We start from the raw sequence: 25,648 nt of genomic DNA, 5'->3' as shown, positions 1-25,648 counted from the left end.
CTGACGACGAGACAGCAAGGCCAAGGGAAAGCACCGCTTCCCATGGCCTTTTTGCTTTCGGCGACATGCCTTGGGAAGTAGGCGAACCAAAGTGGGGATACGGAGGACGTTCATTTGCACCCATTGTTAATTTCAGTTTGCCAGTAGGAGTTCCCAGCATGTCGATCAACGTCGAAGACTATTTCGCGCGCGATACCTTCAACAAAATGAAGGCCTTCGCCGACAAACAAGAAACCCCGTTCGTGGTGATCGACACCGCGATGATCAGCCAGGCCTATGACGACCTGCGCGCCGGTTTCGAATTCGCCAAGGTCTACTACGCCGTCAAGGCCAACCCGGCCGTCGAAATCATCGACCTGCTCAAAGAAAAAGGCTCGAACTTCGACATCGCGTCGATCTACGAGCTCGACAAAGTGATGAACCAGGGCGTTGGCCCGGATCGCATCAGCTACGGCAACACCATTAAGAAATCCAAGGACATTCGCTACTTCTACGAGAAGGGCGTGCGCCTGTATGCCACCGATTCCGAAGCCGACCTGCGCAACATCGCCAAGGCTGCACCGGGTTCGAAAGTCTACGTGCGCATCCTCACCGAAGGCTCGACCACGGCTGACTGGCCTTTGTCGCGCAAATTCGGCTGCCAGACCGACATGGCCATGGACCTGCTGATCCTCGCCCGTGACCTGGGCCTGGTGCCTTACGGCATCTCGTTCCACGTCGGCTCGCAACAGCGCGACATCAGCGTCTGGGACGCCGCGATCGCCAAGGTCAAAGTGATCTTCGAACGCCTGAAGGAAGAAGACGGCATTCACCTCAAACTGATCAACATGGGCGGTGGCTTCCCGGCCAACTACATCACCCGCACCAACAGCCTGGAAACCTACGCTGAAGAAATCATCCGCTTCCTCAAGGAAGACTTCGGTGACGACCTGCCGGAAATCATTCTGGAGCCAGGCCGTTCGTTGATTGCCAACGCCGGCATCCTGGTCAGCGAAGTGGTACTGGTCGCGCGTAAATCCCGTACGGCGGTAGAACGTTGGGTGTACACGGATGTGGGCAAGTTCTCCGGCCTGATCGAAACCATGGACGAAGCCATCAAGTTCCCGATCTGGACCGAGAAGAAAGGCGAGATGGAAGAAGTGGTCATCGCTGGTCCAACCTGCGACAGCGCCGACATCATGTACGAAAACTACAAGTACGGTTTGCCGCTGAACCTGGCGATTGGTGACCGTTTGTACTGGTTGTCGACCGGTGCGTACACCACCAGCTACAGCGCGGTTGAATTCAATGGCTTTCCGCCGTTGAAGTCGTTTTACGTTTAACCAAACTCGCTCGCGCAAAAGGCCCATGATTGCTCATGGGCCTTTTTTTATGTTTTTGACCAGATTTTAATCTGCTCGGATAGCACATCTATCTCTGCGACAAAGAGACTAATACCGCTCAACTTCAACACCAAACCACCTAAATTCATTTTCCTGTTACGCGCGATCAACTCTCGGCCAGCGGAATCCGCAAAATATCGAAGCCCAAACAAGAAATCATTCATGTTATTGATTGCCGAAGAAGCTTTGCGGTAGATCTTCTCTAACTCTACCAACTGTGCCTTTGGCGTAATTTGTTTCATTCCCGGCAAAAACACCCCGCCACGGAAATTATAATGATCAAGCTTTGTCTGGCCTCTGTGACAGAGACACATATCCAATGCCAGCGTGTCGATGAAATTGAAAAAGATAGTGTGAATATCCAGATTCAACTCTCGCATCTGACTCTTTACCTCTCCCACATCAGACCCAAGATAGATCAAACGGAGCGCCAACTCGTGCAATAGTCCGTCGACATTCGTCGGGGGCAGAGCGATAAACTTATCCGAGACGAATAATGTAAATTTGCGATGATCAAGGCTGTTAACCGACATTCGAATACCGCTGCCTGGTGCATCTTTAATCGCCGCACGCAACTCTTCGAAAAAAATATTCACATCAGATATAACACTGTCACATTGGCGATCAAGTTTCTGAATTTCACTGGTCAGCCTGTTTAAATAGCCCGCACTGAATGAAGACAGCACCTTCAGCTTGTTGACATCGGGTGGCGTGACCAGTGTATGGCCTTGCTGTCTCCATGTCGCTGAAGCATTCTTCATCAGGTCCAGTACGGGAGGCAGCAAAACAAGGAAATCCAAATAATTCTTTAGGTATACAAAATGGTGACGCTGAAGTAGAAAACCAAACATATCACCTCCTACAATCCAAGTTTATTTACGTGCGGGAATCCGACAGTCAAACGTCTCTTAACTGCCTGATCCATTATGGCTGCCAGGTTTAAACCGGGCAGCACAACTCAGCAATACCTAAGCGCACACAAGGTAATAGCGTGCTCGTTATGGCTTGGAGAGGGGGGACAAATAGCTGATAAATATTGCAGCTTCTTTTTGGAAGGCGGCACTGTAGTCAGTGTCATCGGAAAACTTATCGAATCCCATCGAAGCTAAAAACAGCTCAAATGACTCAACAGCTTTCTCATATTCAGCAACGTACACGCTGCGTTGATCTTCAATGAGATGAGCAGCCTGAATGAACTTGACCTTTTCATCAGCCGCAGTCTGTTTACTTTTTTCGGATTGGAGGCGATTTAAAAGCCCATCGATTTTCGCTTGAACGGCGTCCGAACCTCTGATCATGTCGATAAATCGTAACCCGGCGCCAATATCCTCAATGGCCTTTTTAACCGTTTCAATCGCGAATTTAACCAACTCAAGCTCGGTGGGTTTCATCCCTAGTTCGAGTAACTTATCGATAGTCAAAGCAACATCTTTGCCGATCTTTTCAATGCCGGCTTTTTCTATCGCTTCGATCGCATCGGAAATCGTCTTCTTTTCGCTTTGAGATTGACTTAACGCAACCTGAAGTTGCTCAATCACTTCCAGATAACTTTTTTTGTCCTTTTCCAACCCAGAGATGTAACCCATCGTCGTGGTTTTGTCGAAACTGCTGCTGACTTCGTGCAGTTTTTTCCGGATATCTTCTGTCATCCCTTCCGTTTTAACAATGGCTTTTTTTAGCTGGAGGTTTCGCTCCCGCAAAAACTCTTCAATTATTTCGATATCATTTTCGCCTTCAGCCTCACTCTTCAACTCAGCTTCAATGGCCATCAACATCTGTCGGTTGGTTTTTAGCTCATTCGAGGATTTAAGTGCAGCATCTTTCAACGTCTCCGCGCAACTGTCTACGCTTCGCACCAGTTGAACATAGGTATCTTTCAACGCCGGGAGGTATTGGTGACGCGTAAAAATCGCATTCGCGGTTGTCAACTCAGCGTTCATCTTCGACAGGCTTTTCTTCATTAACAAAGAGTCCGCCACTGGATAAGTATTTCCTGTAAGAATTTTCATTACACTTGCCTTCCTTGCAGTCATTCCGCCGATATATTCTTCGTCTGCTTCCTTAAAAATTTCGTTCAACGAGCGTGCGTCATTTACAATATCCTTCCACGGATTAACGACGTTTGCAAAATGCAAGTTAAACATCCGGAACCGCATTGCATCGGTGATCTCTCCGGCTGCCTCATTCGAGTTAGAGATATACAGATGAAGAACATTCCATGTGTGCCTAAGGTTTTTAGTCGCCACATCAGCGTGCACAGCAGCAAGGTCCAGATTTTGTAATTTCAGCTCAACCACTTTCAACCTTGCGAGTGTTTGATTTTTATTACCCAACACTGCAAGCGCACGGTTTAGCGTTTCTTCCAAGGCGTTACGTTCTTTACGAATCGCCTCGGCTTCAACACCATAGTAGATAGACATACCTAAACCGAATATATTAAGTGCGGCTGCAGAACCGAGCGACTTTTCGACAAGCGCTTTGTATTGCGTACTCTTTTCAGCGATTTGTACTGAGAGCCGCGATGTCTCGGTATCAAGATCTTTGACATCCTGCGGGTAACGGTTTGTCGAGATCAACTCCAGACGGTGCTTGATTTCGGGATGAACCTTGAGCCGGAGTTCATTACCGAAACTGTCCAGGTCTACTTTGATCCGTTCAACGTTATCAAGATTCCCGGCGATGTCTTTTTTAATTTCGTTCAACACGTATTTAAAATCAACAATCGTTTCTTCACCCAGTGAAAGATCAGGGAATTCATCGCCCAAGTCGAGCTTAAGCTTGTCCAGGTCTTCGAGCGTTTTGATACCGTATTTTTTCAGCACGCCTGACGCTGTCAACTCATCTTCAAGCTTAACCATCTGAATACCATAATTCTGCATTCTGGTACCGAACACTCTCAGATGCTCACTCGTCAACATGACTCTCGAGCGTATATCAGACCATTTCTTTGCATGTTCCCTGGTCGTAGAGAACGTTTGCAAAAAGTCTTCCGCCTTTAATCCTTTACCGCCATCTTCGCCTGCACCAAAGCGTAAATAATCAATCACCGCCTGAAGGGTATAGGGAAGTTGCAACCCCAACGCCTCATATTTCCTCAGGTTTACAATTTCCGTTTTAGTCAGCAACAGCCCGGACTCTCGGGTCGCGACGTCCATCACGCTGCCCAATCTCGCCAGCGGCTTACTGATCGAAGCATTCACCATGGTGACGGGCACTACAGCGGCAAGCTCAGCAATTTGGACACGGCTCGCGTTCTTTAAAGCATCTTCCCACAACAAATTATCAGTCATAATTATTCCATTAATTATAATAGTAAGGGTTCATATCTGCGGAGTGCAGAAACACATGACAGACATTAAAATGTCCACGCATTGAAACTACCGAAAACAAACAAAGTCAGTCAAGACAGAACTAAAACACAACTACAACCAAACACTACCAACAATCAGCTACATTAATCCCACGCAACGCACGAGCACTATACACTCCCACATAGTTTTGAATTTTAATATCTCGGATGCAGGCACAGCCTCAGGATTGAGACAATCCCGAGGAGTTACGGTTTAACTTCAGTCTTGATGGCACACCAGAATGTGCCTGGCGTGGTTGAGAGTAAGGGACAGTCAATATTAAGTATTAGTCAATTGTTCCGCTCGTTGCCGATAAGCGTGGGACAGTTGTCGAATCGCTGGATGTCGGGCATTGAGCAATGCCTCGCTGCTCACACGCAGGAAGCTCGAGTGCCCCCCGCTCAACGCCTTCGCCAACCAGGTAAGGGCTTCGTCGATCCTCCCCACCTCTGCCAGCACTGAGCCGTAACTGAACTGCCCGCGGAAATCGTCTCCTTCCGCTGAGCGTCGATACCAGTCAAATGCAGCCACGGGGTCAGCATCACAAAACCGTCCTGCTTCCAGATAACGGCCGAGCAGGTTCATGGACTTGGCGTGTCCCCGTTCGGCCGCCTGCCGATACAGTCTCAGGGCTTGCGACTGATCGACCATCACCCCTCGCCCTGTCGCCAGCAGGTTGGCGTAGTTGTACATCGCCCAATCGAGACCGGCGTCGGCAGCGACTCGATAATGCTGTGCGGCAATCGCAACATCAGCAGCACACCCCCAACCATGTTCATGACAACGACCGAGCATGTTGCGCGCCATCAAGTGGCCGCGCTGGGCGGCAATCTCGAACCAGCGCAACGCCAGTGACTGGTCCTGCGCGATGCCCTGCCCGTCCAGCAGAATCTGCCCGAGCAGCGCCTGCGCTTCGAGTACGTTTTCACGGGCGGCGATCAGAATCGCCTGGGCTGCGCGTGCGGGGCTTTCCTCGAGCATGGCCTTGAGCGAATCACCGTCGAGGACTTCTTCGCGTCGCAATTGGAAACTCATACGTCGACCCAGCGGCGCAACAAGTTGTGATAAGTGCCCGTGAGGCGGATCAGCGACGGGTGATCCGGCAGGTCCTGAGTCAGTTGCTGGATCGCCCCGTCCATCTCGAACAGCAACGCACGCTGGCTGTCTTCGCGCACCAGGCTTTGGGTCCAGAAGAATGACGCATAGCGGGTGCCGCGCGTGACGGCGTTGACCCTGTGCAGGCTCGTGCCGGGGTACAGAACCATATCACCGGCCGGCAACTTCACGCGCTGGGTGCCGAAGGTGTCCTGGATTTCCAGTTCACCGCCGTCGTAGTCCTCAGGTTCGCTGAAAAACAGCGTTGCCGACAGATCAGTGCGTACTCGCTCGATGCTGTTTTTGGGCTGGCGCACCGCGTTATCGATATGAAAATCGAAACTGCCGCCGGCCTTGTAACAGTTCAGTAATGGAGGAAAAACCTTGTGCGGTAACGCCGCTGACATGAACAGCGGGTTTTTCCACAGGCGCTCAAGCATTGCCGCGCCGACATCCTTGGCCAGCGGATGACCTTCGGGCAGCTGCAAATTGTGCTTGGCCTTGGCTGACTGATAGCCAGCGGTGATCTTGCCGTCCGCCCAATCCGCCTGTTCCAGAGCCTCGCGGATACGCTGCACTTCTTCTTTCGCGAACAAGCCGGGAATGTGCAGCAGCATGGCAAAGACACCTGGAACCAAAGGGGTGCTAATGGTATTGATTCTTATTGCTCATGTAAAACCCTTGCGACGGACGAAACAGCAAAAACCGTAAGGTTAAATTGTAAAGAATGTAAATTCTTCGCGAATAATAACGTTTCGCAATTGATACAAATACGCGTCTACCCTATATTCCGCGGCCTCAAATCCTTGGGGAGGGGAAATTCAAATGTCACGTCAACAACCACACGTACCGGTCAGTTCACCACGTTTGCTCGCATCGGCCATCGGCATGGCGATTACTGCCGGGTCTGCGGGCCACATGGTTTTCGCGGCGGAAAAAGCCGACGAAAAAGCACCGAGTAATGTGATTTCGCTGGGCGCTACCGCTATCACTGGCGAGGCCCAGGACGAGACTTCCTACAACGTCGAAAAAGCCTCCTCGTCCAAGTACACCGCGCCGTTGGTGGACACGCCGCGCTCGATCACCGTGATTCCGCAACAAGTCCTCAAGGACACCGGCGCCCTCAACATGCAGGACGCGCTGCGCACCGTTCCGGGCATCACCTTCGGTGCCGGTGAAGGCGGCAACCCGCAAGGCGACCGTCCGTTCATTCGCGGTTTCGACGCCCAGGGCGACACTTACCTGGACGGCGTGCGCGACACCGGTTCGCAGAGCCGCGAGATCTTCGCTGTCGAATCGATTGAAGTCAGCAAAGGCCCGAACTCGGCCATTGGCGGCCGTGGCGCTGCTGGCGGCAGCATCAACCTTGTGAGCAAAAAAGCCCACCTGGGCGACTCGAACGATGCAGGTTTTACCTGGGGTTCGGACCAGACCCAGCGTTTCACCCTGGACAGCAACTACCAGTTCACCGACACCGCTGCCGGCCGCTTGAACCTGTTGAGCCACGAAAGCAACGTCGCCGGTCGTGACAGCGTCGACTACGACCGCTGGGGCATCGCGCCGTCGCTGGCCTTCGGCCTGGGCACCGACACCCGCGTCAACCTCGATTACTACCATCTGGAAAGTAACGACACCCCGGACTCGGGCATTCCGTACAGCATCCCGGTGGCCGGTTCGGCTGCACGCACCCAGTCCAATCCGGACAAACCGAACGACGGCGGCGACAGCACCAACTTCTACGGCCTGAACGACCGTGACTTCCGCAAGGGCCGCACCGACACCGCGACCTTCGCCATCGAACACGACCTGAACGACGCGCTGACCGTCAAGAACACCCTGCGCCACGGCACCAGCATGCAGGATTACATCCTGACCCAACCCGACGACAGCAAGGGCAACGTCAACAATGGCAGCGTCTGGCGCAGGGCGAACACCCGTGTCAGCAACACCGAAACCACGACCAACCAGACCGATCTGTTCGGCGACGTCTACATCGCCGGGTTCAAGAACAGCTTCGCCACCGGTGTCGAATACACCCACGAGGAAAACCAGAAATCCTCGTACAACGTCAACACCGACACCACCCCGCGAACAGCCGCAGCAACCACCAACTGCTCCCCGGCATTGATCGGCGCGCCGAGCGGTTACAACTGCACTTCGCTGTCCAACCCGAACCCGAACGATCCATGGAATGGTGCGATCTCGCGTAACTATGCCGGCACCGACACCAAGGCCAACACCTACGCGTTGTATGTGTTCGACACCCTGGAGTTGTCCCCGCAGTGGCTGGTCAACATGGGCCTGCGCTACGACCATTTCGACACCGACTACAAAACCTTCAACGGTTCCGACGTGACCACGTCCAAGGGCGATGACACCAGCGAGTTCGTCACCGGTCAGTTCGGCGTGGTGTACAAACCGGCGGAAAACGGCAGCATCTATGCGTCCTACGCGACGTCTGCCACGCCACCGGGCAACACCCTGGGCGAAGGTTCGGAAGGCAACCCGCTGGGTGGCACGCCGGATCGCAACGGCAACCTGCTGAAAAGCGACATGGAGCCGGAAACCACCAAGAACTACGAAATCGGTACCAAGTGGGACTTGATGAATGATCGCCTGTCCTTGACCGCCGATATCTTCCGCACCGAGAAGGACAACGCCCGCGTCCAGGTCGACACCACCACCTATGAAAACGCCGGCAAGACCCGCGTTCAAGGTGTCGAACTGTCGGCCACCGGCAAGCTCACCGACAAATGGCAAGTGTTCGCCGGTTACGCCTACATGGACAGCGAGCAAATCGACGGCGGTCCACTGGGCTCGGCCAACGATGGCAACGAACTGCCTAACACGCCGAAAAACAGCGCCAGCCTGTGGACGACCTATCAGGTCACCCCGAAGCTGACCATCGGCGGCGGTGCGTTCTATGTCGACGATGTCTTCGGCAGCGTGGCCAACACCACCATGGTTGATTCCTACGTTCGTTACGACGCAATGGCAGCCTACAAGCTGAGTAAAAACGTCGACCTGCAACTGAACGTGCAGAACCTGACCGACGAAACGTACTACGACAAGGCCTTCTCGACTCACTTCGCCAACCAGGCGGCGGGCCGTACGGCATTGCTGAGCACCAACTTCCACTTCTGACAGAAGCGGGACGGAAAAGCCCTGCTCATTCGTGAGCGGGGCTTTTGTGCGTAAAAAAGAATGTTTCTCGACAACCCACGGCATAATGCGCGCCGTGATGACAATTTTTAAACGAACAAGGCGAGTGACGTGTTGAAGAAAACCCTGTTCCAGTTGCACTGGTTTTTCGGCATCAGCGCCGGGCTGGTCCTGGCCCTGATGGGCATCACCGGGGCGACGGTGTCGTTTCAGGATGAAATCCTGAGCGTGCTCAACCCTTCCGTGTTGCAGGTCGAGAAGCAGGTCGCCGGCGTCTTGCCGCCCGCCGAACTGGTCGAGCGCATCGAAGCCGCGTCCGGCAAAAAAGTCTCGATGCTCTCCGTCGAGACCGACAGCGGCACTGCGGCCAAGGTGTTTTTCACCCCGCCACCGGGCCAACGTCGTGGCCAGATGCGCTACTTCAACCCGTATACCGCCGAGCTCATGGGCGATGCCACCGGCCAGGATTTCTTCGGCTTCGTACTGCAATTGCACCGTTTCCTCGCCATGGGCGACACCGGACGCAACATCACCGGCGCGTGCACGCTGATCCTGGTGTTCTTCTGTCTGTCCGGCCTGTACCTGCGCTGGCCGCGCCAGTGGAACAAATGGCGTGTCTGGCTGACCCTGGACTGGAAGAAAAAGGGCCGCAGCTTCAACTGGGATTTGCACTCGGTGGCCGGCACCTGGTGCCTGGTGTTTTACCTCCTGGCGGCGCTGACCGGGTTGTCCTGGTCGTATGAGTGGTACAACAAAGGCCTGACCCGATTGCTCTCCGACGCACCGCAAAATGAGCGCGTGCGCGGTGGCCGTGGTCCGGCACCCAGTGGTCCGGCACCAACCGCCGACTATGCGGCCATCTGGAGCAGCGTCTACAGCGCCGCAGGCCCGGCACTCAGCGCCTACAACATCCGTATGCCGCCCGTGGCCGGCCAGCCGGCGACTGTGTACTACCTGCTGAAAACCTCACCGCACGACCGCGCCCTGAACCAGATCACCCTCGATCCAGCGACCGGCATCGTCAAGCAGCATGATCGCTACAGCGACAAGAGCCTCAAGGCGCAATGGCTGACCAGCATTTATGCGCTGCACGTCGGCAGCTACTTCGGCATTGTCGGGCGAATTATCCTGACGATTACCGCGCTGACCATGCCGTTGTTTTTCGTCACCGGCTGGTTGCTGTACCTCGATCGTCGGCGCAAGAAAAAGCAGATCAAGGACGCGCGCAAAGGTCTCGAACAACCGGGCAGCGATGCACCGGCATGGCTGATCGGCTTCGCCAGCCAGAGTGGATTTGCCGAGCAACTGGCATGGCAGACAGCCGGGCAATTGCAGGCCGCAGGATTGCCGGTGAACGTGCAACCACTGGCGAGCGTCAGTGAACAGGATTTGCTGGATGCTACCAACGCACTGTTCGTGGTCAGCACCTTCGGCGACGGTGAAGCACCGGACAGTGCGCGCGGGTTCGAACGCAAGGTGCTGGGTCGGGCGTCGCGTCTTGAGCGTTTGAACTATGCGGTGCTCGGCCTCGGTGATCGCCAGTATCAACAGTTCTGCGGATTCGCCCGACGCTTGCACACCTGGCTGGGAGAGCACGGCGGCAAAACCTTGTTCGCGCCGGTGGAAGTCGACAGCGGCGACCCGTACGCCTTGCGCCACTGGCAACAACAACTGGGCCTGTTGACCGGGCAAACACCGGTCGACACCTGGCAGGCACCGAGCTACGACAACTGGACGCTGACCCGCCGCGAATTGATGAATCCGGACAGCTGCGGCTCGCCCGTGTATTTGCTGGGCCTCACCGCCCCATCCACCAGCAGTTGGCTGGCGGGTGATCTGGTGGAAGTGCTGCCGCGTAATTGCCCGTGGGCCATCGAGCATTTCCTCGACGGCCTGGGCATCGACGGTCGCGCTGCGGTTGCACTCGATGGCTTGTCGCAACCGCTGGAGCAAGCGCTCGCCACACGCCAGCTGCCTGAGAACAGAGCTCACCTGGTCGGCCTGCACGCTCAGGCACTGGTCGATGCGCTGGTGCCGTTGGCCATGCGCGAATACTCCATTGCTTCGATTGCGGCCGACGGCATTCTAGAACTGATCGTGCGTCAGGAAATGCACGCCGACGGCAGCCTCGGCATCGGCTCCGGCTGGCTGACCGAACACGCTCCCGTGGGTGGCACCATCAGCCTGCGAGTGCGGCGTAACAGTGGGTTCCATCTGCCGGCCAAGCCGGTGCCGATGATCCTGCTGGGCAACGGCACCGGTCTGGCCGGGCTGCGCAGTTTGCTCAAGGCGCGCATCGCCGACGGGCAACAACGGCATTGGCTGTTGTTTGGCGAACGTCATCGGGAACACGATTACCTGTGCCGCGATGAGCTGGAGGAGTGGTTGATTTCAGGTGACCTGGAGCGACTGGACCTGGCGTTCTCGCGGGACCAGGCCGAGAAGATTTATGTTCAGGCTCGGCTGCGTGAATCTGCGGATGAGCTGAAAAAATGGTTGGCTGATGGCGCCGTCATCTACATCTGCGGCAGCTTGCAGGGGATGGCGTCAGGGGTGGATCACGTGCTCAATGAAGTGCTCGGGATTACAGAGGTCGATCGCCTGATCGAACAAGGCCGCTACCGCCGCGACGTCTACTGATACCCCACCAAAGATGTGGGAGCGGGCTTGCTCGCGAATGCGATCTGACAGTCAACATTTCTGTTGAATGTCATGCCCCCTTCGCGAGCAAGCCCGCTCCCACATTGGTTCTGTGGCGGATCAAAAAATGCGCAGCCCTCTCAGACCGGCTGCACTTTCTGTTCAAACACACTGACCCCATCCAGATCCCGCAACACCACGCTCATCTCCCCCGTTTGCCCATCAATATTCACTTCGCCAAAAAACTGAAACCCGGCAAACGGTGAAGTGTTCTGTGCCGCCGGTGCCTTCTCGAATACCACCTCCGGTCCAAACGTCTTATCCAGCGGATTCGGGCCAAAGCTCCCCGCGTTCAGTGGCCCGGCGACAAACTCCCAGAACGGTTCAAAGTCCTGGAACGCGGCACGATCCGGATGGTAGTGATGCGCCGCGCAGTAATGAACATCCGCCGTCAAGAACACGAAATTGCGCACCTGTTGCGCCCGCAAGAAACCCAACAACTCAGCGATTTCCAGTTCACGCCCCTGAGCCGGTCCCGGATCGCCGTTGGCCACCGCTTCCCAGCGCGCCACACCCGGGCTGACTTCACCGTCGGGCACGCCCAAGCCGATCGGCATGTCGGCGGCAATGACTTTCCACTGGGCTTGCGAGCCTTTCAATGCCTGCTTGAGCCAGTCCAGTTGCTCGCGCCCGAGAAAGGGTTTGGCCGCACCGAGGTTGTCGTCGTTGGCGCCGCGGTAACTGCGCATGTCGAGCACAAACACATCGAGCATCGGCCCATAGCTGAGCTTGCGATAAATCCGCCCGCCGTTGTCGGCACTCTGCAAGCGCATCGGCGCATATTCGAGCCAGGCCTGTCGCGCGCGGCCGACCAGGTTGTGGATATCTTTCTCCTGATAGCGCGCATCGAGTTGCTTGCCCGGCGACCAGTTGTTGACCACTTCGTGGTCGTCCCATTGCCAGATCTGCGGGACCTCGGCGTTGAAGCGGCGGATGTTTTCGTCCATCAGGTTGTAGCGGTAGTTACCGCGAAAATCGTCGAGGTTTTGCGCGACCTTGCTCTTGGCTTCAGTGGTGATGTTGCGCCACACCCGTCCGCTTTCGGTGGGCAGTTGCGCGGGTACCGGGCCGTCAGCGTAGATGGTGTCGCCGCTGTGGATAAAGAAATCCGGCAGGCGCAATCGCATGGCTTCGTAGATGCGCATACCGCCGATGTCCGGGTTGATGCCGAAGCCTTGGCCGACGGTGTCGCCACTCCAGACAAAACGGATGTCGCGACGGGTGTGCGGCACGCTGCGCAAATGGCCAAACCAGGATTCGCTGGCGACACCGCTCTGGGCATCGTCGAAGGTCACACGATAGAAAATCGCCTGATCGGCGGGCAGGCCCGTGAGTTCGACCCGCGCGGTGAAATCGGTGCGCGCATCGGCCAGCGGCGAGACAAATCGGCGCGGGTTGCTGAACAGACTGCGGGTGTCCCATTCCACGACCATTCGCGCGGGGCGGTCGCTGCGGCTCCAGACCATCGCCCGGTCGCCCATCACGTCGCCGGACTGCACGCCGTCGGTGAGTTGCGGACGATCCTTGACCGAAGCGATCACGGCCGGCGCCAGCCCGGGCAACAACAGTCCGGCCCCCATCGCTTGCACGACACGACGGCGACCGAGGTCGAATTCGCTCATGGTGTTCTCCCTGAAAAGGAAAAACTTAAACACGTACGCGTGACGCTGGTGTGAAATGCAATCCATGTGGGAGCGGGCTTGCTCGCGAAGGCGTCGGGTCAGTCAACATCAATGTTGAATATAAGTCCGCATTCGCGAGCAAGCCCGCTCCCACAAAGTTAAGTGTCAGGCCTGCGAGGGTTCCAGTGCCAGTTCCACCGCTTCAGGCCGTTTGAGCAGCGCATACGCCACCGCCGTCAACAGGCTCCCGGCGACAATCGCCAGCAAGTACAACAACGCATGGTTGATCGCATTCGGGATCGCCAGCACAAACAAACCACCGTGCGGCGCCATCAGCTTGCAGCCGAAATACATCGACAACGCCCCGGTCAGCGCACCACCGGCAATACTCGCCGGGATCACCCGCAACGGGTCTTTCGCGGCAAACGGAATCGCGCCTTCAGAGATGAAGCACAACCCCAACACCAGCGCCGCTTTACCGGCCTCGCGCTCGGTCTGGGCAAACTTGCGCCGTGCAATGAACGTGGCGATGCCCAGGCCAATCGGTGGCACCATGCCGGCGGCCATGGTCGCGGCCATCGGTGCATAACTCTGCGACGCCAGCAGCCCCACCGAGAACGCGTAAGCCGCTTTGTTGATCGGCCCGCCAAGGTCGACGCACATCATGCCGCCCAGCAACACGCCGAGCAGAATCGCGTTGGTGGTGCCCATGCTGTCGAGGAAGTGGGTGAGCCCTTCGAGCATTCCGGCCACCGGTTTGCCGACCACATAAATCATCACCAGGCCGGTGAACAGACTCGCCAGCAACGGAATGATCAGGATCGGTTTCAGCGCCTCGAGACTCTGCGGCAAACGCGCATAACGGTTGATCGCCTGCGCCGCATATCCGGCGATGAAACCGGCAATGATCCCGCCGATAAAACCGGCTCCCAGGGTGCTCGCCAACATTCCGCCGATCATCCCGGGCGCCAGCCCCGGCCGGTCGGCAATCGAGTAGGCGATGTAACCCGCCAGCAGCGGCACCATCAACTTGAACGCCGTCTCGCCGCCGATCTGCATCAGCGCGGCCGCCAATGTGCCCTGCTCCTTGAAGGCGGTGATGCCGAACACAAAGGACAACGCGATCATCAAGCCGCCCGCCACCACCATCGGCAACATGAACGACACACCGGTCAGCAGGTGCTTGTAGACGCCGGTTTTTTCTTGCTTGGCCGGGCCTTTGGCGCCGCTGGCGGCATTTTCCTGCCGGCCTTCGGCTAGCGCTTTGTTGAGTGTCGCTTCGGCCTGTTTCAGCGCAATGCCGGTGCCGCAGCGGTAAATCTTCTTGCCGGCGAAACGCTCGGTGGCGACTTCGATATCACAGGCCAGCAGCACCACATCGGCATCGGCAATCGCCGCAGCGCTCAACGGATTGCGCGCACCGACCGAGCCCTGGGTTTCCACTTGCAGGTCATAGCCCAGACGTTTGGCGGCTTGCTGCAAGGCTTCGGCGGCCATGAACGTGTGCGCGACACCGGTCGGGCACGCGGTGATCGCGACCAGTCGTGGCGCATTTTTCGTGAGGGCGACGGGCTCGGCGACCGCTTCTGGGGCGACGTACACCTGAGCTTCTTCAGCGCCGCGCCGCAGCACCGCTTCAACATCTTGCAGGGCGTGCGCCGGGGTGCTCTGGAACACGCGTTTACCGACGAATCGCGTCATGTCCACCGGCACGCTGGTCACCAGCAACACCCACTCGGCGCCCTCGATCGTGGCCGCCGACAACTGACGCTCCGGATGCGTCGCATCCACCACTTCGACGCACGTCATCCAACCCTGTCGCTGAGCCGCCGCATCGAGCAAACGGGCGCACAGCACACTGGTGACCATGCCGTTCGGGCAGGCCGTAACAATGGCTAACTTCATCACAAACCCTCTTATTGTTCTGTCAGGGGGCGCACGCGCACGCCCTGTTCGAGCTGCGCCAATTGCGCGGCATCGCCGATGCCGAAACCGATCTGGGTGACCGCCATCGCGGCAATCGCCGTGGCGGTGCGCAGGGTCTGTTCAGGCGTGTCGGCGCTGAGCAAACCATGGAGCATGCCGGCCAATAACGAATCGCCCGCGCCCACCGTGCTGGCGACACTGACCTTGGGCGGCGTGGCATGCAGCGCCGAGCCGACGCTGAACCAGTTCACGCCATCGGCACCGTGAGAAATCACCACATGCTCGATGCCTTGCGCGTGCAAACGGCTCGCAACCTCCGCTTGTGCCGCCACCGAAACAACCTCGCAGCCGAGCGCATCGGCCAGTTCTTCGGTGTTGGGTTTGATCAGCCACGGGCCGGCCTTGAGTGAGGCACGCAACGCTTCGCCGCTGGTGTCGAGGGCGACATTCAGACCGAGTTTTTTCAAGCGCACAATCAACGCCTGCAACCAGCGTGCACTGACGCCCAGCGGCAGGCTTCCGGCGACGACCACGGCGTCATGCCCCGGCGCTATTTGTTCAAGACGATCTAGCAATGCCTGCTGCGCCGCTTCACTCACCCGCGGCCCCGGACCGTTGACGTCGGTGATACGCCCGTCGCTTTCCGCGAGTTTGATGTTGCTGCGAATCTCGCCGGGAACGCGGATAAACGCGTCGACAAAACCGCGTTTGGCAAACAGGGTTTCGAACGCTTGGAGATTGTCTTCACCGAGAAATCCGCTGACGGTCAGCTCATGACCAAGGTCCGCCAACACTTGCGCCACGTTCACGCCTTTGCCGGCGGCGTGGGTGTGCATGGCGTCGCTGCGGTTGACCAGACCGGTTTCAAGGCGTGGCAACTGCACGGTCAGGTCCAGCGCCGGGTTGAGGGTCAGGGTTAAAATCCGGGCCATTACAGAGCCTCCACTAATGCGCGCACTTCATTGGCGCTGCCCACGGCCAGGGCCTGTTGGGCGAGGATTTGGGTCTGGGCGAGGCTGAGCTCACGAATACGCGCCTTGACCTCGGCAATGCTGCGCCCCGACACGCTGAGTTCGTCCACGCCCAGCCCGACCAAAACCGGCACCGCCAGCGGGTCCGCCGCCAACTCGCCGCACACGCCGACCCATTTGCCGTGGGCATGCGCCGCACGCACGGTGATGTCGATCAGTTGCAGCACCGCCGGGTGCAAGCCGTCAGCCTGGGCGGACAAGGTCGGATGACCACGGTCGATGGCCAGGGTGTATTGGGTCAGGTCATTGGTGCCGACGCTGAAAAAGTCGACCTCTTTGGCCAGCACCGGCGCCAGCAAGGCAGCCGACGGCACTTCGATCATAATCCCCAGTTGCAGATCAGCCACCGGGATTTCCAGGCGCAGTCGTTCGGTCATGTCCCGCGCCTGACGCCATTCATCGACGCTGCCAACCATCGGAAACATGATCCGCAGCGGACGGTTGTCGGCGGCCCGCAGCAAGGCGCGCAATTGCGCTTCCATGATTTTCGGGCGTTGCAGCGTCAGGCGTATGCCACGCACGCCGAGGAACGGGTTTTCTTCCTTGGCGATGGGCCAATACGGCAGCGGTTTGTCCCCACCGACGTCGAGGGTTCGCACCACCAGCGGCCGACCGGCCAGGCCGTCGAGGACGCGGCGATACTCGGTTTCCTGAGTGGCCTCGTCCGGCGCTTGCGGGTGGGCCATGAAAATCAGTTCGGTGCGCAACAGGCCAATGCCTTCGGCGCCCTGCTCCACTGCGCTGATGACACCGGCGCTCTCGCCAATGTTGGCGAACACCTCGACCGCGTGACCGTCGATGGTCAGCGCCGGTTGATGACGTTGTTCAGCGGCGACTTTCAAGCGCTGCTCCCGGGTGTCGCGCTCTTCGGTGGCGCGTTGCAAGGTCAGCGCATCGGCATCCACATGCAGGCGGCCGCGCTGGCCGTCAATCAGCAACGGCGTGCCCGGCGCCAGCAGCAACACCTCAGCGCCAGCACCGACCAGCGCCGGAATACCCAGCGCTCGGGCGACGATCGCGCTGTGCGCCGTAGCGCCGCCGCGAGCCGTGAGAATGCCGGCGACGCGGGTCGGATCAAGACGCGCGACGTCGGATGGCCCTACTTCGTCCATCACCAGAATGTAAGGCTGCTGCGGCTCGCTCGGCGTTTCGACGCCGCTCAGTTGCGCCAGCACGCGCCGGCCGATGTCGCGCAAGTCTGCCGCACGCTCGGCGAGCAACGCGTCCTGCAACGATTCTTGCTGTCTGGCCGCCGCTTCGATCACTGCCATCCACGCCGCTTCGGCGCTTTCGCCTTGCTTGAGGCGGGTGTCGACTTCGTCGGTCAGTTCCGGGTCGTCGAGCATTTCCTGGTGAGTGATAAAAATCTCGCGGATCGCCTTGGACGTGCTGCGCTCGATCAAGCCTTCGATGTCGCGACGTACCTGCGCCAGCGCCTGTTTTAGACGCTCGCGCTCAATGGCGGCAGACTCGCCGCGCAGTGGGTAATCGATGGTTTGCAGCACTTGAACATGCGCCGGGCCGATGGCAATGCCCGGGGCCGCGGCGATCGCTTGAATCACACTGCCGGACGCCGGGGCGAGCAGCACTTCGGCCACCTCGGCGAGCTCTTCGCGCTGTTGGCTCACGGGCGGCAAAGGCTCGATTTCTTCGCCGAGGCCTTCTTCGATGGCGCCTAACAAGGCCGGCAAGGCATCGGCGGCGATGCTCGGTTCGGCAATGAACTCCAACACCTGACCCCGACGGGCGCCGAGGCTGAGCAGTTTGCTCAAGCTTTTTACCGACACCGCGCTGTCCTGACCGTCGACGATGCGAACGCGAATTTCGCCTTCAAAACTTTTTGCCAACTGGGCGAGGATCTTCGCCGGGCGCGCGTGCAAGCCGTGGGCGTTGGCCAATGCGATGCGCGCGCTCGGCCAGTCCGCCGGCACTTCACCACCAAGGACTTCGAGCACTTTGCGGCTGCTGGTGGCGCGGCCCAGTTCGTGGCCACGGCCTTCAATCAGCAACGCACAAAGACGTTCGAGCAAGGCCTGATGGGCTTCACCGAGGCTGGCCAGGCAGAACAGGCCGCTGAGCGGCTGGCCGAGGTAGCGCATCGGTTTGTCCGGGGTGACGAAGGCCAGGCCCGGACGCTTGACCGTTTGCTCGCTGTGCAACCACCACAAGCCATCGCCCAGCGGCAACGCGTCGACCTGTTGCAACACGGCGGAGAAACCGTTGCTCACGCAATCGGCCTGGCGCAGCAAACGCGCGCCACGCCAGACCAGTTCCTCGAAGTCATCGGCTGACACACCCAAGCCGATCATCTGCGCATCCAGCGCCAATTCCTGCGGCGCGCCTTGCAGCAGTTTCAACAAGGCCTCGGCGGAGCTTGCGCGACGCAAGGCCTGGCCCAGGTCGGTTTCGCCGAGGGCGCGGGTCAACAGTTGCAACAAGCGTAAATGTTCGTCGGACTTGGCCGCGATACCGATCGCCAGGTACACGATCTGGCCGTCGCCCCAATCCACGCCTTCGGGGAACTGCATCAGCCGCACGCCGGTGGAAAACACCAGGTCGCGGGTTTGCGGTGTACCGTGGGGGATGGCAATACCTTGACCGAGAAAGGTCGAGCCCTGAGCCTCACGCGCCTGCAAACCGGCCAAGTACCCGTCGGCGACCAGGCCATCGGCAACCAGATGCTCGGCCAGTAGCTGCAACGCAGCGGACTTATCCACAGCCGACTGGCCCATGGATATCTGCTCTAGAGTGAGCTCGAGCATGCTTTCTCCTTTTTGGCGTCTGAGGACGCCAGGTATTGTTTTGAATGAATCAGCTTAAGCGCTTAACGGTCACTTTTGGCGGTTTCACGGCAGAACCGGTCAAGGGTGCGTATAACCCTGAAAATACGCTTGCTGAAACGTTTAATCTAGAACACTTGGCACGTTACTCGATAATGTCGCATCCTTGAAGCCCAACTTGTCGGATGGGCTTGGACACTAGTCGCCTGCCGGATTCGGGTAGGATTGGCGAAAATGTCGGGGCAAGCTCGAAAAAACAAGGAAATCCCGAGTTGAAACTCAGTGATATCGCACAGTTGGCCGGTGTGTCCGTAACCACCGCCAGTTATGTCATTAATGGCAAAGCCGAACAGCAACGCATCAGCAGTGCCACCGTCGAGCGCGTGCGCGCTGTGGTCGAACAGCATGGCTTTACACCCAATCCTCAAGCGGCCGGGTTGCGCAGTCGGCACACGCGCACCTTGGGTTTTATTCTGCCGGACCTGGAAAACCCCAGTTACGCACGAATCGCCAAATTGCTGGAGCAAGGTGCCCGGGCGCGCGGCTATCAATTGCTGATCGCCAGCTCCGACGATGCGCCCGACAGTGAGCGGCAATTGCTCAAACTGTTCCGCGCCCGGCGCTGCGATGCGCTGATCGTCGCCAGTTGCCTGCCGACTGATGACGACAGCTATCGCCAGTTGCAGGCCAAAGGCATGCCGATCATCGCCATCGACCGGGTCATGGAGCCCGAGCACTTTTGCTCGGTCATCAGTGACGACCGCGAGGCCAGCCTGCAATTGACCCGCAGTCTACTGGACCCGTTGCCCAAGCAAATCGCCTTGATCGGCGCGCGCCCCGAGTTGAGCATCAGCCAGGAACGCGCGGCCGGCTTCAAAGAAGCGCTGGACGGCTTCAAAGGCCAGGTGCTGATCGAGCACGGCGAATCGTTCAGCCGCGAGTGCGGCAAGCAGTTGATGGAAGAAATGCTCCAGCGTCTGGGGCATTTGCCGGACGCCCTGGTGACCACTTCCTACGTGTTGCTTCAGGGGGTGTTCGATGCCTTGCATGATTTCCCGCTGAAAACCCGTCCGTTGCGCCTGGGAACGTTCGGTGACACGCAGTTGCTGGACTTCCTGCCGCTGCCGGTCAACGCCATGGCCCAGCAGCATCAGTTGATCGCCGATAAAGCCCTGGCGCTGGCGCTGGCGGCCATCGAGCAGTCAGATTACCAACCCGGCGTGCAGGCCATCGCGCGGACCTTCAAGCAGCGTATTCACCGAGACTGAACCGTGGAGCTGATCGACAGCCACACTCATCTGGATTTTCCGGATTTCGACGCGGATCGTCAGGCGCTGCTGGCCGAAAGCCGCGCCGTGGGTGTGCGTCGAATGGTGGTGCTGGGGGTCTATCAGGCGAATTGGCAGCGAGTCTGGGACCTGGTGCAAAGCGATCCCGACTTGCATGCCGCATTCGGTTTGCACCCGGTGTATCTGGAGGACCATCGACCTGAAGATCTGCAGGCACTCGGTGACTGGCTGACGCGCCTGGCCGGTCATCGGCAGTTGTGCGCGGTAGGCGAGATCGGTCTGGATTACTTCATCGAAACCCTGGACCGCGAGCGCCAGCAGGCGCTGTTCGATGCGCAACTGCAACTGGCGGCGGACTTCAATCTGCCGGCGCTGATCCATGTACGGCGCAGCCATGCGGCGGTGATTGCCACGCTAAAACGCTTTCGCTTGAAACGTGCCGGGATCATCCACGCTTTCGCGGGCAGCAAAGAAGAAGCGCGCGAGTACATCAAGCTTGGTTTCAAGCTGGGTCTGGGTGGCGCCGCGACCTGGCCGCAGGCGCTGCGCATGCACCGTGTGCTCGCCGAATTGCCGCTGGAATCGGTGGTGCTGGAAACCGACTCGCCGGACATGGCGCCGGCCATGTTTCCCGGTCAACGCAACAGCCCGGCGCACCTGCCGGCCATTTGCTCGGCGCTGGCGCAGATCATGGCGATCAGCCCAGAGCAATTGGCCACCGCCAGCACGGCCAACGCCTGCGAGCTGTTCAACTGGTAATCAGTCGGCATGAGCCTTGGCGGCTTCCAGGATCAGCGTGATGTGTTGCCGATGCCGGGCGAACTGTATGACGACGAAGTAGACCAGAATGGCGACCAGCGAAAAATTCAGCTGTTCGACGACGCTGAGCATGCCGATCCATTCCATGACCAAAGCCACCAGCACCGCGGTGCACACCATCAGCAACGTGCTCGCCTGCAGCAAGGCGAGCGAGTCGAGCGACTTGAAGCGCTTGATCTGTTTCGGGTCGCTCAACTGCAAGGCTTTGTGGCAGTGAGTACAGGCAAATGATTCGTTGATTGCAATCGCGTTGAGTTGCCAGGCTTCCAGCCGCAGGGTGCTCTCGCAGTGAGCGCAATGTCCCTGTATCCCTATTGTTGCAACAGACATAACCGCGCCTCCTCAGGGCTGGCCAGAGTGAATGATCTTGCTTCATTGAAGACGAAAAATCAGAGCACGGAGGAAAACAGGAAAATTCCTTCCTTAAAAGGAAAAAAGTACTACAGATTTTTCGAAAATCCTGTGGGCGCGAATTGGCCCGCTCCCACAGGGATTTCTCAGACCCGGAAGGCGCTGATCAGGTGTTTGAGTTCTACCACCTGAGCCGATAGCGCACGGCTGGCATCCTCGGTCTGGTGCGCCCCTTCCGCGGTACGCTCGCCAGCGCGGTTGATCTCGACGATGTTCTGATCGATGTCATGGGCGACGGCGGTCTGCTGCTCGACAGCGGCGGCGATCTGCTGGTTCTGGTCCACGATCATGCCGACAGCGCCGAGGATGTTTTCCAGCGCCTGCTGGACCTTTTCCGACTGCCCCACCGTGCCATCGGCCACCTGATGGCTGATGCCCATGGCTTTCACCGCCGCACCGACTCCGCTGTGAAGCTTGCTGATCATCTGCTCGATTTCTTCGGTCGATTGCTGAGTGCGCTTGGCCAGCGTGCGGACCTCATCGGCCACCACCGCAAACCCGCGCCCCTGCTCACCGGCCCGAGCGGCTTCGATGGCGGCGTTAAGGGCCAGAAGATTGGTCTGCTCGGCAATGCTTTTGATCACTTCCAGCACGCGGCTGATGGACTGGCTGTCGCTGGCCAGTTGATTGATCACGATCACTGACTGATCGATCTCACTGGCCAGTTGCGCGATGCTGCCCTGCTGGGACGCCACCAGGCCGCGACCGCTGATGGTCTCATCGTTGACGCTGTGGGCGCTGCTGACCGCAGCGGCGGCACTGCGCGCCACCTCAAGGGAGGTCGCCGACATCTGGTTCATGGCCGTGGCGACTTGCTCGATCTGCGAACGTTGCCCGGCCACCGCCTGGTTGCTCTGGGTAGAAACACTTTGCACCTGCCCGGCCTGGCGCTCGACCTCATTGACGGTCTGGCCGACGCGCTCGATCAGGTCATGGATTTTCTTCACGGTGCCGTTGAACACCTCGCCCAACTCGCCGAGTTCATCACGGCTTTCCGCGCGGAAGGTCACGGTCATGTCGCCCGCAGCGACCGTGTCCATCATCGCGCCAAGACGCTTGAGGGTGGTGCGGGTCGATGCGTAGAAGCCACCGTAAAGGTAGAAAATCAACACGAACACCACCGACAACGCCACGGCCTGCAAAACCATGTGGGTGCGGTTCTGTTCCAGTCGCTGCTGCAACTGGGTACCGAGGAACTTCAGGGTGGCCTCGTTGAGTTGGTAGGTCTGGTCCATCAAGCCGGTGACTTGATCGTAAAAGCCCTGCCAGGGTGCATCGAGGGTGTCTGCCATCACCACTTTTTCTTCGAACAGCTCACTGGCTTTTTTCAGCGAGGCCTTACTGCTATCGGCTTGAGCGGCCAAGGTTTCACGCGCCGCTTTGCTGGACCCCAGTGCGTCCTGCAATTTCAGGCCGTATTCGCCCTGGAGTTTTTCGATCTGCGCCAACAGCTCATCGAAACGAGTGCTCGATGCCGAGTTGAGAAAGCCTTGCCCCAGCGAAAATGAACCCATCGCCCGGCCTTCGCCCAGCAGTTGGGTGACAGGTGGGGTGGCGTTGGTAATCAGCTCGCTCAGTTGACGCATGTCGCTTTGGCTGTCGCGACTGAGGCCGGCCTGGGTGGCGATGATCTGGCTGAAAATCTGCGCGTTGCCGAGCAATTTGCCGATCATTCCACTTTTGCTTTGCAGGGAGGTTTCCGCTTGCTGGGCCTTGAACGCGGCGATCATTTCATCGCGTTTGCCGTCGAAAATGGTGATCTGCTCCGGATCGGTAGTCATCGCGGTCAGCCCGTGCAGGCGCGCCAGAATACTTTGCTCCAACGTGCCGATCTTCGACTCGACATTGCCAGCCTTGCCAGACTGACCGAGCGTGACGTTGATCTGCACCAGATTGTTCAGGGTCTCCAGGTCACGCCGCAGCGTCATGCCACTGCCCAGCAGGTCGAGGCTTTGCAGCTCGACTTGCGTGCCCTGAAATTCGCGATAGGAGTCGCGCACCAGATAAAAGTTGGTGACCAGCATGGGCACAAGGAACAGCACGCTGATCAGGCTGAACTTCATGCCGAAACTCAGGCGGTTCATCAGCGCGACGGCGGGATAGAGCAAGCTCTTCACTGGAAGTCTCCCATTGCATTCTTATTTTTATTTGGCAGGCGCGGCCTCGGCGGCAGATAGCCACTATTCAGCGCTATCCCTGTATATCTTAAATCGGCAGGGGGTTTTGTAACTTAAGGTTAACGAGGTGTGGCGAGGGGCCTCGCCCCGTTGGGTAGCGAAGCCTCCCTGCGCAATTTATCAGTTCCAGGAAGTGTTCCAGATTTACGACTGCTTCGCAGCTGAACGGGGGCAAACCCCCTCGCCACAACAGCGCTGAGTTAAGGGAGGACTGTCCACAGCGCAAAACCGGCGTACCAGAGCACTGCCGCGCGCAGCAGCAACTCCCAGATCCGGTCCAGGCTGTTGATGCCATCCGGTCCGACGACCGGTGCCGGAATTTCACCGGCCACCATCCCGACTTTCTCGATCAACTGAGCGGCGCTGATGTTCCAATTCAGCAACTCATGCAACATCACCCGACCGACCGCCACAAAGTTGCCGACCAGTGCAAAACTCGCCGCCAGCAACCGCACGGGCACCCAATCAAAGGCGTGGCGTAGTTGTGCCGCGCGCTCAACCACGGCCGGGTTCTGGCCATGCTCTTCGGCCAGTGCCAGCAAGCGATAACTCAGGGCGGCAACCGGCCCCAGCAGGAAATACCAGAAAATGACCGCGAAGAAACTCTGGTAAGCCTCCCAGAGCAGGTTCGCTTCGACCCGTTCCAGCAATTGCTCGCCGTTTTCGGCGCATATATCCAGGTCACGTTTGGCCACATGCGCGGCGGCTTGCAGGTCTTCCCGGCGCCAGGCATCGCGAAACGGCCCCAACCCGGCCAGCAGATCGCCGCGCCCCAGGCTGTAAATCACCACCAGCAAATGCACCGGTAACGCCAACAGACCGTAGGCCACCGGATCCAGCACCACCAGCAGCATCCCCAGCAGCGCGACCGGAAACAACACCATAAGGGCCAATATCAACCAGGGCCGGTCGATCAGGCGTGGCATGACCTCAAGCTTGTTCAGCTCGCGTACCCAACCGCCATCACGCTGAACCCGATGGCGCAGTGCCGAGAACTTCTCGATCCATACCGCCAACAGCAACACCAGAAAACTCATTGTCCTTCCTCTTTTGCCAGGGTCGCGCGATAGCGTGCCCAGTCGAACGCCGGGCCTGGATCGGTCTTGCGCCCCGGGGCAATGTCGCTGTGCCCGCAAATGCGCTGCGCAGTGATGCCGGTGTAGGCGTTTTGCAGCTGTCGGGTCAAGGCCGTCAGCGCGTGATACTGAGCATCGGTGAACGGCAGATCATCCGTGCCTTCAAGCTCGATGCCCACGGAAAAATCGTTACAGGTTTCCCGGCCCTCGAAGCTCGATATACCGGCGTGCCAGGCGCGCTCAAGACAAGAGACAAACTGAGTGACCGTGCCGTCACGCTCAATCAGAAAGTGCGCTGATACCCGCAGGTCAGCTATACCTTCAAAATAAGGATGCTCCGTGACATCCAGACGATTCTGGAAGAATTCCTGCACTTTGCCGGTCGCGAACTGCGCTGGCGGCAAGCTGATGTTGTGGATCACCAGCAGGGAAATTTCGCCCGAAGGGCGCGCATTGAAGTTGGGTGAGGGGCATAAACGCACGTCCTGGCACCAACCGCTCGCGGGGTCCAACTGCATACAGGTTCCTTCAGCGACGACTGTGTTGGCGCCCAGTATGCCGCGATAGCCCACCGGGACGCGATCACTTGCCGCGATTGAGGCGGCGCAGGTTACCGAGCACCGAGGCCAGCGCCCGGTCAAACAGCAAAGTATCGTCCAACGCGCGCACCGCGCCGCGACGAAATTCCAGTGCCAGGCCAGTGCGGCTGCGCTCCCAAAAAGCACCTGCTGTGCCAGCAGACTCTTCACCTCCCCTCCAAATAGACGCGTAGGACGGGCACCTACTTAAACGATAAATCGACCAAATGCAGGGTTCAGCGCAAACGGA

General features: G+C 58.4%; 18 protein-coding genes. 6 read left to right on the top strand and 12 right to left on the bottom strand.

Annotation, left to right across the window (positions count from 1 at the left end):
- The first annotated feature begins 158 nt into the window (after positions 1 to 158).
- Positions 159 to 1,322 carry a type III PLP-dependent enzyme gene (locus tag EAH78_RS00595; RefSeq protein WP_027924486.1) on the top strand — a complete coding sequence of 388 codons (1,164 nt, stop codon included), beginning with the start codon at positions 159 to 161 and terminating at the stop codon, positions 1,320 to 1,322.
- Between the two features lie 47 nt (positions 1,323 to 1,369).
- On the opposite strand, the gene EAH78_RS00590 is transcribed toward EAH78_RS00595, so the two are convergent.
- The 4 genes from EAH78_RS00590 to EAH78_RS00575 all read right to left on the bottom strand — a co-directional run bounded on the left by EAH78_RS00590 (position 1,370) and on the right by EAH78_RS00575 (position 6,444).
- A complete protein-coding gene (locus EAH78_RS00590; protein WP_140664118.1) occupies positions 1,370 to 2,233 on the bottom strand; it encodes a hypothetical protein in 864 nt (287 codons plus the stop codon).
- A gap of 147 nt (positions 2,234 to 2,380) precedes the next feature.
- Complete coding sequence (locus EAH78_RS00585; protein ID WP_140664115.1) at positions 2,381 to 4,672, bottom strand: alpha-xenorhabdolysin family binary toxin subunit A; 2,292 nt, start codon at positions 4,670 to 4,672, stop codon at positions 2,381 to 2,383.
- Between the two features lie 339 nt (positions 4,673 to 5,011).
- A complete protein-coding gene (locus EAH78_RS00580) occupies positions 5,012 to 5,767 on the bottom strand; it encodes a tetratricopeptide repeat protein (protein WP_140664112.1) in 756 nt (251 codons plus the stop codon).
- Positions 5,764 to 6,444: a Fe2+-dependent dioxygenase gene (locus tag EAH78_RS00575; protein ID WP_140664107.1), complete on the bottom strand. Its 681-nt coding sequence runs from the start codon at positions 6,442 to 6,444 to the stop codon at positions 5,764 to 5,766. The genes EAH78_RS00580 and EAH78_RS00575 overlap by 4 nt, the downstream gene beginning before the upstream one ends.
- A 208-nt stretch (positions 6,445 to 6,652) precedes the next feature.
- On the opposite strand from EAH78_RS00575, the gene EAH78_RS00570 reads away from it, so the two are divergent.
- Together EAH78_RS00570 and EAH78_RS00565 are read left to right on the top strand one after the other, a co-directional pair.
- Positions 6,653 to 8,971 carry a TonB-dependent receptor gene (locus tag EAH78_RS00570; RefSeq protein ID WP_140664104.1) on the top strand — a complete coding sequence of 773 codons (2,319 nt, stop codon included), beginning with the start codon at positions 6,653 to 6,655 and terminating at the stop codon, positions 8,969 to 8,971.
- Positions 8,972 to 9,100: 129 nt separating this feature from the next.
- A complete protein-coding gene (locus EAH78_RS00565; RefSeq protein ID WP_140664102.1) occupies positions 9,101 to 11,629 on the top strand; it encodes a PepSY domain-containing protein in 2,529 nt (842 codons plus the stop codon).
- Positions 11,630 to 11,769: 140 nt separating this feature from the next.
- Here EAH78_RS00565 and EAH78_RS00560 read toward each other — a convergent pair whose 3' ends face one another.
- From EAH78_RS00560 to ptsP, 4 genes are all read right to left on the bottom strand, one after another.
- Positions 11,770 to 13,311 (bottom strand): alkaline phosphatase D family protein, encoded by a 1,542-nt coding sequence (locus EAH78_RS00560; RefSeq protein ID WP_140664099.1) that lies wholly within the window; start codon positions 13,309 to 13,311, stop codon positions 11,770 to 11,772.
- Positions 13,312 to 13,476: 165 nt separating this feature from the next.
- Entirely contained in the window at positions 13,477 to 15,216 is a 1,740-nt protein-coding gene (locus EAH78_RS00555) for a PTS fructose-like transporter subunit IIB (protein ID WP_140664095.1), read from the bottom strand.
- A gap of 11 nt (positions 15,217 to 15,227) precedes the next feature.
- Entirely contained in the window at positions 15,228 to 16,169 is a 942-nt protein-coding gene (gene pfkB / locus EAH78_RS00550) for a 1-phosphofructokinase (protein ID WP_140664091.1), read from the bottom strand.
- On the bottom strand, positions 16,169 to 19,030 hold the full coding sequence (ptsP, locus tag EAH78_RS00545) for a phosphoenolpyruvate--protein phosphotransferase (protein ID WP_140664087.1): 2,862 nt from the start codon (positions 19,028 to 19,030) through the stop codon (positions 16,169 to 16,171). The genes pfkB and ptsP overlap by 1 nt, the downstream gene beginning before the upstream one ends.
- Before the next feature lie 44 nt (positions 19,031 to 19,074).
- Between ptsP and EAH78_RS32095 the strand changes: the two genes are divergently transcribed.
- From EAH78_RS32095 to EAH78_RS00535, 3 genes are all read left to right on the top strand, one after another.
- Positions 19,075 to 19,218, top strand: coding sequence for a hypothetical protein (locus EAH78_RS32095; protein ID WP_161599666.1), 144 nt, complete (start codon positions 19,075 to 19,077; stop codon positions 19,216 to 19,218).
- A 102-nt stretch (positions 19,219 to 19,320) separates the two neighbouring features.
- The gene (cra, locus tag EAH78_RS00540; protein ID WP_140664084.1) at positions 19,321 to 20,316 is read left to right on the top strand and encodes a catabolite repressor/activator; all 996 of its coding nucleotides are present in this window, start codon (positions 19,321 to 19,323) and stop codon (positions 20,314 to 20,316) included.
- 3 nt (positions 20,317 to 20,319) lie between these two features.
- Positions 20,320 to 21,096 carry a TatD family hydrolase gene (locus EAH78_RS00535; RefSeq protein WP_140664081.1) on the top strand — a complete coding sequence of 259 codons (777 nt, stop codon included), beginning with the start codon at positions 20,320 to 20,322 and terminating at the stop codon, positions 21,094 to 21,096.
- Here EAH78_RS00535 and EAH78_RS00530 read toward each other — a convergent pair whose 3' ends face one another.
- The 4 genes from EAH78_RS00530 to ampD form a co-directional block, all read right to left on the bottom strand.
- A complete protein-coding gene (locus EAH78_RS00530; RefSeq protein ID WP_140664077.1) occupies positions 21,097 to 21,486 on the bottom strand; it encodes a hypothetical protein in 390 nt (129 codons plus the stop codon). It lies immediately after the preceding gene.
- A 167-nt stretch (positions 21,487 to 21,653) separates the two neighbouring features.
- Entirely contained in the window at positions 21,654 to 22,358 is a 705-nt protein-coding gene (locus EAH78_RS33205; protein WP_371258952.1) for a methyl-accepting chemotaxis protein, read from the bottom strand.
- Between the two features lie 1,586 nt (positions 22,359 to 23,944).
- Positions 23,945 to 24,781 (bottom strand): regulatory signaling modulator protein AmpE, encoded by an 837-nt coding sequence (gene ampE, locus EAH78_RS00520; protein WP_140664069.1) that lies wholly within the window; start codon positions 24,779 to 24,781, stop codon positions 23,945 to 23,947.
- On the bottom strand, positions 24,778 to 25,338 hold the full coding sequence (ampD, locus tag EAH78_RS00515; RefSeq protein ID WP_140664066.1) for a 1,6-anhydro-N-acetylmuramyl-L-alanine amidase AmpD: 561 nt from the start codon (positions 25,336 to 25,338) through the stop codon (positions 24,778 to 24,780). The genes ampE and ampD overlap by 4 nt, the downstream gene beginning before the upstream one ends.
- Between the last annotated feature and the right edge of the window lie 310 nt (positions 25,339 to 25,648).

Origin of the sequence: Pseudomonas arsenicoxydans (genome assembly GCF_006438915.1) — a bacterium.
Classification (GTDB): domain Bacteria; phylum Pseudomonadota; class Gammaproteobacteria; order Pseudomonadales; family Pseudomonadaceae; genus Aquipseudomonas; species Aquipseudomonas arsenicoxydans_A.
This window is presented reverse-complemented; position numbering and strand designations above follow the sequence as displayed.

Coding starts and splice junctions, on each gene's coding strand:
- EAH78_RS00595 (WP_027924486.1), top strand. CDS start 159: ATGTCGATCAACGTCGAAGACTATTTCGCGCGCGATACCTTCAACAAA.
- EAH78_RS00590 (WP_140664118.1), bottom strand. CDS start 2,233: ATGTTTGGTTTTCTACTTCAGCGTCACCATTTTGTATACCTAAAGAAT.
- EAH78_RS00585 (WP_140664115.1), bottom strand. CDS start 4,672: ATGACTGATAATTTGTTGTGGGAAGATGCTTTAAAGAACGCGAGCCGT.
- EAH78_RS00580 (WP_140664112.1), bottom strand. CDS start 5,767: ATGAGTTTCCAATTGCGACGCGAAGAAGTCCTCGACGGTGATTCGCTC.
- EAH78_RS00575 (WP_140664107.1), bottom strand. CDS start 6,444: ATGCTGCTGCACATTCCCGGCTTGTTCGCGAAAGAAGAAGTGCAGCGT.
- EAH78_RS00570 (WP_140664104.1), top strand. CDS start 6,653: ATGTCACGTCAACAACCACACGTACCGGTCAGTTCACCACGTTTGCTC.
- EAH78_RS00560 (WP_140664099.1), bottom strand. CDS start 13,311: ATGAGCGAATTCGACCTCGGTCGCCGTCGTGTCGTGCAAGCGATGGGG.
- EAH78_RS00555 (WP_140664095.1), bottom strand. CDS start 15,216: ATGAAGTTAGCCATTGTTACGGCCTGCCCGAACGGCATGGTCACCAGT.
- pfkB (WP_140664091.1), bottom strand. CDS start 16,169: ATGGCCCGGATTTTAACCCTGACCCTCAACCCGGCGCTGGACCTGACC.
- ptsP (WP_140664087.1), bottom strand. CDS start 19,030: ATGCTCGAGCTCACTCTAGAGCAGATATCCATGGGCCAGTCGGCTGTG.
- EAH78_RS32095 (WP_161599666.1), top strand. CDS start 19,075: ATGAATCAGCTTAAGCGCTTAACGGTCACTTTTGGCGGTTTCACGGCA.
- EAH78_RS00530 (WP_140664077.1), bottom strand. CDS start 21,486: ATGTCTGTTGCAACAATAGGGATACAGGGACATTGCGCTCACTGCGAG.
- EAH78_RS33205 (WP_371258952.1), bottom strand. CDS start 22,358: ATGTCGGCGACCTCCCTTGAGGTGGCGCGCAGTGCCGCCGCTGCGGTC.
- ampE (WP_140664069.1), bottom strand. CDS start 24,781: ATGAGTTTTCTGGTGTTGCTGTTGGCGGTATGGATCGAGAAGTTCTCG.
- ampD (WP_140664066.1), bottom strand. CDS start 25,338: ATGCAGTTGGACCCCGCGAGCGGTTGGTGCCAGGACGTGCGTTTATGC.